The following is an 8,090-nucleotide window of genomic DNA, read 5'->3' on the forward strand; positions in this document are numbered from 1 at the left end:
CGGCGGAGCCGAGCGAGACGAAACGTGGTGAGGTTCGGAGGTCGGCTCGCGGCGTTTCGTCTCAGTCGACTTCGTCGCTTCGCTCAACGAACGGCAGGCCCTCGGTCGTCGAACGTCGCCGGATGCCTCAGACCAGCGCGGCATCCACCCTGTGGTCGTTGCCGGCGTGCACGAGGGCGTCGATCCGGCGCTCGATGGCGTTGAACTCCGGGGAGTTCACGTCGCGCTCGCCCGGGAGGTCGACGGTCAGGATCTCCCGCACGTGCCCCGAGATGCCGTGGGCCGTGCCGCCCGCCATGACGAGCACGCGGTCGCCGAGGTAGACGGCCTCCTCGATGCTGTGCGTCACGAACAGCACGGTGATGCCGGCATCGCGCTGGATGCGCTGCAGCTCGTGCTGCATCTCGGTGCGCGTGAGCGCGTCGAGAGCGCCGAACGGCTCGTCCATGAGCATCACCGACGGAGTGTTCGCGAGCAGTCGCGCGATCGCGACGCGCTGCTGCATGCCGCCCGAGAGCTGGTGTGGGAAGGATGCCGCGACGCGACTGAGCCCGACGGAGTCCAGCGCCGCGGTGGCGCGCTCCTTCACGACCGCGCGGGGCAGGCGAGCCTGCTTCGGGCCGTACTCGATGTTCTCGCGCACCGTCAGCCAGGGGAACAGCCCGTAGTCCTGGAAGACCACGCCGCGGTCGGGACCGGGGCCGGTGACCTCGGTGCCCGCGACGGTGAGGGAGCCCTCGGTGATCGTCTCGAAGCCCGCGACCATGCGCAGCAGCGTCGACTTGCCGCATCCGGAGGCGCCGACGATGCAGACGACCTCGCCGGCCGCGACGGTGATGTCCACACCGTCGACGGCGGCGATCGGCGAGCCGGGGTAGCGCTTGCCCACACCGTTCATGACGATGTCTGCGGCGTGCTGGGGAGGAATGCTCATGCGATCTCTCACTTCTGGATCGGTCGGCGCCCGAAGGCGATGGCGAAGATGAGCGTGAGCAGACGGTCGGCGATGAAACCGGCCAGGCCGATGACGACCATGCCCACGATGATGAGGTCGGTGCGCGACTGCTCCCTGGCCTGGGTGATCAGCGCGCCGAGACCGGTGCTGATCCCCACCGTCTCGCCGACGACGAGGATCACCCACGAGAGTCCCATCGCGATGCGCATGCCGCTGATGATCTGCGGAGCGGCAGCCGGGATGACGACCTTGTAGAGCGACTGGAGGCGGGGTGTGCCCAGCATCGCGGCGGCTTCGAGGAGGCGGCCCGGCACCTGGTGGACGCCGCTGATGGTGTTCAGCAGGATCGGGAACACCGCGGCGATGAACACGAGGAACACGGTGGAGCGGTCGCCGAAGCCGATGATCAGCAGGGTCAATGGCGCCCAGGCGGTGACGGGGATGGGGCGCACGAGGTTGATCGTGGGCTCCAGCATCCGGAACAGGAGCTTCGATCGGCCCATCAGCACGCCGAGCGGCACGGCGACGATGACCGCGAGACCGAAGCCCTGCAGCACGCGCAGCGCCGAGGCGCCGAGGTGGCCCCACAGGGTGCCGCTGAACGAGTCGTCGTAGACGCCGCCGAAGGCGAAGTCCACACCCCTCAGCGCGACCTCTCCGGGGGTGGGCAGGAACGTCATCTTGATGTCGAACGGCAGCGTCCAGGCGTTCTGGACGCCCAGGTGCCAGCCGATGAGGATGAGGATCGGAACGGGAAGGGCGATGGCCCATCCGAGCGACAGGCGGCGGCGGGGCCGGGCGGTGCGGGTGCGGTCGGGCTGCGTCTCGGTGTTCTCGACGCCCTGGGGCGGATCGGCGAGTGCGGTGGTCGTCATGATCACTCCGTCCGTGCGGTCTCGACGAAGCTGGCGTCGGTGAGGAGATCCTGGTCGACCTCGGCCGAGACCTGGTCGAATGCGAGCATCTCCTCGCTCATCGCGGTCAGCGTCGAGAGGTAGTCGGCGTCGAGATCCCAGCGGGGCCAGATGTTCTCGATCGCCAGATCGACGATCGCGGGGTCCAGGGCGAACTCCTCGACGAGGCCGTCGGCCCAGGCTCCGGTGTCCTCGGCCATGTGCTCGACCGCCGCGATGTGGGTGTCGACGACGGCCTGCACGAGCTCGGGGTCGGACTCGATCAGGCTGTTGCTCGTGGCGAGCACGATGTTCGTCTGCCCGATCGGGGTGTCGTAGGCCGACATCAGTTCGTGAGCACCGCCCTCGATCGCGATCGACGGGCCCACCTCGGCGGAGATGAACGCGTCGATCTGCCCGGAGGCGAACGCGGTGGCCATGTCGGCGAAGGGCAGGTTGACGAGCTCGACGTCGTTCGCGGGGTCGATGCCCTCTGCCTCGAGCGTGCGCTTGAGGAGGATCTCCTGCGTGGCGCCCATCGGGAAGCCGACCTTCGCACCCTTGAGGTCGTCCGGCGTCTCGATGTCCTCCGTGGCGACGATGCGGGTGCCGCCGTCGGCGGCGGAGGCGACGATGCGCACATCCTGCTGCTCCGCGACGCCGGCGATGACCGATGCGGCACCCGTCACGCCGAAGTCGACCGACCCCGAGACGATCGCGTTCTTGATGTCACTGGAGGTGTCGAAGAGCACGATCTCGACGTCGATGCCCTCCTCGGCGACCTCCTCGTAGAAGAAGGGGCTGAACAGGTGGGGCTGCGCACGCAGCGTCCCGATGGTGACGGACTGGCCGCCGCCCTCACCGCTCTCGGAGTCGGCGGACGAGGACGACGCGGAGCAGCCGGTGAGCACGAGCGCGGCGGCGGCGAGGGAGGCGAGAGCGAGCGAAGGCGTGCGGAAGGACGTGTGGAAGGTCATGTGTTCTCCTGGTGGGGGCGGGGTCAGGCCGTGTGGTGCAGGGGTCAGGCGGTCTGGTGCAGGGTCAGGCGGTCGCGGGGACGGCGGATGCCGCGCGGTAGGCGCGCCAGCCGCCGAAGTCGGTGATGTCTCGTTCGGTGAGGTCGACGGATGCGGTGAAACCGAGGACCGACGAGCCGTCGGAGAGCTCGATCTCGCCGAGTGCGAGAGGAGAGGCGATGCTGCGCAGCAGCGTCGACAGGGCGAGGGGCGACAGGCGCCACAGCTCGCCGGGGAGTTCCGCGCCCTCGGTCGAGCGGATGACCGCCGGCCGGTCGACAGCGCCCTCGACCAGCAGCATCCGGAACCTGTCCGAGGTGCGGACCTCGCCGATGAGCCGGGCGCCGAGGGCCTGCAGCTGCGGGTTGAGCGGTTCGCCGCTGAGGTGCGCGCCGAAGACGGCGACGTCGACGCCCGGGGCGTCGAGCGCGGCATCCGGCTCCGGCTCGCCGAGGAGGCGGGCCGCGAGATCGAGCGCGACCTGGTCGTGGAACGTCGGCGTCACGATCGAGATGCCGAAGTGTCCCTCCCCGGCGACCTCGCCCGTCGGCACGGCGACGGCGGCCATGTCCATGAGGTTCACGAAGTTCGTGAAGGTGCCGACCGTGCTGTTCACACCGAGCGGGTCGGCCGCGACCTCGGCGACGGTCGGGTGGATCGGCGCGGTCGGGATGATCAGCGCATCCGTGCCGTCGAGGACCTCCTGGGCGAGGCGCGTCGCGGCGGCGACGGCCTGCTGGGCATCGATCACCGTCGTGCCGTCGATGTCCCCGGCGCGGGCTGCGATCTCGGCGACGGACGGATCGGCCCCCTCCGGGTGAGCGGCGAGGAATGCGCCGTACGACCAGGCCCGCTCGCTGACCAGGCCGCCACCGTAGAGCAGCCGGGCGGTGGCCAGGAACGGAGCGATGTCGATCGTGCGGGTCTCGGCGCCCAGCGCCTCGAAGCGGGCGATCGTCTCGTCGAACGCCGTCAGCACCGCCGGCGAGAGCGAGGCGAGGTCGGCGCGTCGCGGCACGGCGATCACCGGTCGCGGTGGCGCCGCCTGCGGGGCATCGAGAGCCCACGGCCGGCTCTTCGGGTCGGTCTTCGACGGGCCGGCGACGACCGACATCACCCGGGCGGCGAGGCCGGTGGTGCGAGTGAAGACCGAGACGGTGTCGTACGAGGGAGATGCCGGGAGCACGCCGTCGAGAGGCAGCAGCCCGAGGGTGGGCTTCACGCCGAGGATGCCGTTGAAGGCGGCCGGAACCCGCCCCGAGCCCGCGGTGTCGGTGCCGAGGGAGAAGTCGACGAGGTCGTGCCCCACGGCGGCGCCGGATCCCGAGCTCGATCCGCCGGAGACGCGCTGGGGGTCGAGTGCGCTCGTGACGATGCCGTAGGGGCTGCGTGTTCCGACGAGGCCTGTGGCGAACTGATCCATGTTCGTCTTGCCGACGAGGACGGCGCCGGCGTCGAGCAGCCGCGTGACGACGGTCGCGGTGCGCCCGGGGACCCGGGCGAAGGCGGGGTGTGCGGCGGTGGTCGGGATGCCGGCCACGTCGATGTTGTCCTTGACGGCGAACGTCAGACCGGCGAGGGGGAGAGCTGCTCCCGCGGCGACGCGAACGCGCACGCTCTCGGCATCCGCCTGGATCTCCGCGGCGCTGCGGCGGGTGATCCAGATGCTGGCGGGCGCGGCGTCGATCGCGGCCAGAAGCGTCGCGACGTCGGCGGAGACGGATTCGGTGGAGGAGAGGGAGATCATCGGTGCGGGTCCAATCCGTGGTTCATGTGGGAGATCTGCATGGCGCGGGCCGCGCGGGCCTCGACGATCGACTGCGACTGGCCGACGTGCGTGCGCAGGAAGTCCCGGGCTTCGCGGAGGCACCCGGTGAGCACGAGCTCGAGGATCTCGAGGTGCTCGGTGATGGTCGCGTCGACCCGGTCCTGCGTGAGGTAGTCGTGCATGCGGATCGGGCGGATGCGGCGATTCACGCGCTCCAGCGCTCCGACCAGCTCGCGGTTGCCCGCGGCGCCCAGGAGCGCGAGATGGAAGTGCTCGTCGGCGTCGACGAAACCGGGATCGGGGGTGATGCCGGTCTCGAGGCGAGAGACCCAGAGTTCCTGCTCGGCGGTGAGCAGGCCCCGCTCGTGCGTGATCGTCGGGTCGGCGATGGCGCGGTCGATGCCCTGCGACTCCAGCAGGATGCGCAGCTCGTAGAGGTCGGTGAACTCCTCGAGCGTGGGCATGTAGCGGTACAGCGCTCCGTCGCGCTTGACGAGGAGGCCGTCTGCTTCGAGCCGCGCCAGGGCGTCGCGCACCGGGGTGCGTGAGAGCTCGAAGCGTTCGGCGACGTTCTCCTCGGTGAAGCGGTGGAAGGGCGAATACGCCGCGGTGAGCAGCTCGGCCCGCAGCTGCTCATAGACGCGGATGCGGGCGGGACGCCGGCGCTCGGAGCCCGGATCCTGCGATGTGGCCAATGATGTATCCATTGATGGACATCGTTCGGTATCCATGTTTCCGCGGTGTATCTGAGCCGTACTCCCCGCGTTACGTTCTTCTCACATCCGCCGCGCGCGGCCCGCGTCGCGGCTCCCGATCCCGGTCGTTGACCGAGCCCGGCGGAGCGGCCAACCTCGGTCGTTGAGCGAGCCCGGCGGAGCGGCCAACCTCGGTCGTTGAGCGAGCACGGCGGAGCCGAGCGAGACGAAACGTGGTGACCTTCTGAGGTCGGCTGTCGACGTCTCGTCTCAGCCGACGACGTCGTCTTCGCTCAACGACCGTGTTCTCCCCGACGCGAGAGCGCGGCGCAGCGCGGCCGCCGCGAACCGCGCCGCGGCGGCACTGCCGAAGGTGATGTGGAAGGCGGGGTCGCTCTCGTACATGTCGGCCATGCCGAGCACCATCGCCCGGGAGTTCTCGGCGTCACCCGCGTGGGTGGGGGTTCCCGGGATCTCAGCGAACCACGCCAGATGCGCGGAGACGTGGTCGCGCGCGGCCGGAGCATCCGGTTCGTGTCCCGCCTCCTGCAGCTCGCGCCACCGGGCGACGAGCGCCTCGGCTCGCTCCTTCCAGGCGCGTTGTTCTCGCAGGGACTTTCCGTGCCACCACTGGTTCGACGCATCGAAGGCGTCGCGTCCCCACCGCTCGACGACCTCTGATTCGTAGTCGTCGTTGAATCCCTGCAGCATCACGTCCATGCGCGGCTCGAGCCCCTGCTCGCGCATCGCCAGGGTGTGCTCGACCGCGGCGATGCGGCGGTCGACCGCATCCCGGTCCGCCGTCAGCCGATCGAGGTGCGACCGCAGGGCGTCGACCTCGCTCATCGGCTGTGCCGGCGCATCCAGCACCGAGGCGATCTCGGCGAGACCCATGCCGGTGTCGCGCAGAAGCAGGATGCGCTGCAGCCGTGCGACCGCGTCGGGCCCGTAATAGCGGTAGCCGTTCGAGCCGATGCGATCGGGAGGCAACAGCCCGATGCGGTGATAGTGCCGCAGGGCACGGTCGGTGATGCCCGCGCGTTCGGCGAGTGCGTTGACGGTCCACTCCATCGAGCGCTCCTGAGGTCGGATGGTGGTCAGGTGGTGCGGGGTTCTGCGAGCCCGAGCCTGGGCAGGGCGACGGCCAGGATGTCGGATGCCGGAACGCGCACCGCCTCGGCGGCGTTGCGCCCCGTCGCATCGCGGTAGGCCTCGACGATGCGCGCGCCCGCCGCATACCCTGCACCGGTCGGCAGCCCGACGGGCGCGGAGCCGAACATCCTGGCCGTCGCGTCGCCGAGCACCCACGCGGCGAAGTCCTGCATGCCGGTGACGTCGAGTCCGCTCGCGACCTTCGCCAGCACCGCGTGGTCGGTGCGGGTCACCTCGGCGACGAAGTGGGTGTAGCCGGCGTCGCCGTAGAGCTCGGTCGCGAAGACGTCGGCGAGCCCTTCGGACACGACGTGCTCGCCGACCGTCACAGTCGCCGGATTCCACACGACCCCGCCGGGCGAGTAGCGCACGTTGTGGTGCAGTTCGTGCACGGCGATCGCTTCGAGCCGGTCGAGCACTCGGGGCGTGGGCCAGAGGGTGAGGCTGATGTATCCGCTGATGCCGCCGAAGCCCGAGAGGCCCTGCACCTCATCGACGAAGTGCCGGTTCGTCGGATCGCCCAGCACCAGCAGCACGGTCAGGTCGGGCACGGTCAGGTCGGGGACGGATGCCTCGAGGGCGGAGATCCCGTTCTGCAGCGCCGTCTCGACCCGTCGCCAGGCGTCGGCTGCGAGGAGAGCATCCAGCCCTTCGCGCAACGGAATGATCAGGGCGTCGGTGTCGCCGTCCGTCTCGGACCCGCAGTCGAACCCGAAGCTCTGGCGATGCACGGCCGCCAGGTCGGGTCCGCCGGGGAGGAAGTGGTACATGCCGGCCATCGGCTGCCACATCTCGCGGACGAGGTCTTCGCGTGACTCCGAGGGTGCGTCGAGGATGCGGGCGGTCGCTGTCGCGCTGTCGATCAGGGTGAGGGTCATGTCGATCGAGCGTAAACACTGACGCAGGGGCAAGGTCAACCCGAGGGGCGTGACGGAGAATGAGGACATGCTGATCGCGATGGCGGGGCTGCCCGGTGCGGGCAAGAGTGCGGTGGCCGGGGAGGTGGCACGGGCGCTCGGCTGTGCGCTGCTGTCTGTCGACCCCATCGAGGCGGCGATGTGGCGCGCGGGAGTCGCCAGAGATCAGCCCACGGGGCTCGCGGCCTATGTGGTGGCCGAGGATCTCGCGCGAGAGCAGTTGCTGATCGGCAACGACGTCGTGATCGACGCGGTCAACGATGTCGAGGCTGCGCGCGGGCAATGGATATTGCTGGCCGGGGAACTCGGCCAGCCTCTGGTGTTCATCGAAGTCTTCTGCAGCGACGTCGATGAGCACCGTCGGCGGCTGGCCGGCCGTCGTCGCGGGATCGTCGGGTTTCCGGAGCCGCCGTGGGAAGCGGTGCTCGACCGCAGAGCCGGCTTCGACTCGTGGACCGATGCTCGTCTGCGAGTGGATTCGATGCGGCCGCCGGAGGAGAACACCGCAGCGGCGCTCGCGTACATCGAGGGTGCCCGTCGCGACGGGACGGCTTCGGCATAACGGCCCGTGGCGCGGCTGTCGTCCCGGGTCGTTGCGCGCGGCCCGCGGAGCGGCTCCTTTCCCGGTCGTTGAGCGAGCCCGGCGGAGCCGAGCGAGACGAAACGTGGTCAGGTCTCGGGGTCGGCTCGCGAC

At 70.0% G+C, this 8,090-nt stretch carries 8 protein-coding genes; 1 reads left to right on the forward strand and 7 read right to left on the reverse strand.

The window, feature by feature from the left end:
• Positions 1-127: 127 nt before the first annotated feature.
• The 7 genes from HWD99_RS18225 to HWD99_RS18255 all read right to left on the reverse strand — a co-directional run bounded on the left by HWD99_RS18225 (position 128) and on the right by HWD99_RS18255 (position 7,357).
• A complete protein-coding gene (locus HWD99_RS18225; RefSeq protein WP_241797610.1) occupies positions 128-934 on the reverse strand; it encodes an ABC transporter ATP-binding protein in 807 nt (268 codons plus the stop codon).
• Positions 935-942: 8 nt separating this feature from the next.
• Positions 943-1,830 carry an ABC transporter permease gene (locus tag HWD99_RS18230; RefSeq protein ID WP_241797611.1) on the reverse strand — a complete coding sequence of 296 codons (888 nt, stop codon included), beginning with the start codon at positions 1,828-1,830 and terminating at the stop codon, positions 943-945.
• A gap of 2 nt (positions 1,831-1,832) precedes the next feature.
• Entirely contained in the window at positions 1,833-2,825 is a 993-nt protein-coding gene (locus tag HWD99_RS18235; RefSeq protein WP_241797612.1) for an ABC transporter substrate-binding protein, read from the reverse strand.
• Between the two features lie 64 nt (positions 2,826-2,889).
• Positions 2,890-4,611, reverse strand: a complete 1,722-nt coding sequence (gene atzF, locus HWD99_RS18240; protein WP_241797613.1) for an allophanate hydrolase — start codon at positions 4,609-4,611, stop codon at positions 2,890-2,892.
• Positions 4,608-5,327 (reverse strand): GntR family transcriptional regulator, encoded by a 720-nt coding sequence (locus HWD99_RS18245; RefSeq protein ID WP_241797614.1) that lies wholly within the window; start codon positions 5,325-5,327, stop codon positions 4,608-4,610. The genes atzF and HWD99_RS18245 overlap by 4 nt, the downstream gene beginning before the upstream one ends.
• 270 nt (positions 5,328-5,597) lie before the next feature.
• Positions 5,598-6,398, reverse strand: a complete 801-nt coding sequence (locus HWD99_RS18250; RefSeq protein WP_241797615.1) for a MerR family transcriptional regulator — start codon at positions 6,396-6,398, stop codon at positions 5,598-5,600.
• A 26-nt stretch (positions 6,399-6,424) separates the two neighbouring features.
• Entirely contained in the window at positions 6,425-7,357 is a 933-nt protein-coding gene (locus tag HWD99_RS18255) for a DUF2268 domain-containing protein (protein ID WP_241797616.1), read from the reverse strand.
• Between the two features lie 67 nt (positions 7,358-7,424).
• On the opposite strand from HWD99_RS18255, the gene HWD99_RS18260 reads away from it, so the two are divergent.
• Entirely contained in the window at positions 7,425-7,958 is a 534-nt protein-coding gene (locus HWD99_RS18260; protein ID WP_241797617.1) for an AAA family ATPase, read from the forward strand.
• Positions 7,959-8,090: the final 132 nt, after the last annotated feature.

Origin of the sequence: Microbacterium sp. C5A9 (assembly GCF_022627955.1) — a bacterium.
Taxonomy (GTDB): domain Bacteria; phylum Actinomycetota; class Actinomycetes; order Actinomycetales; family Microbacteriaceae; genus Microbacterium.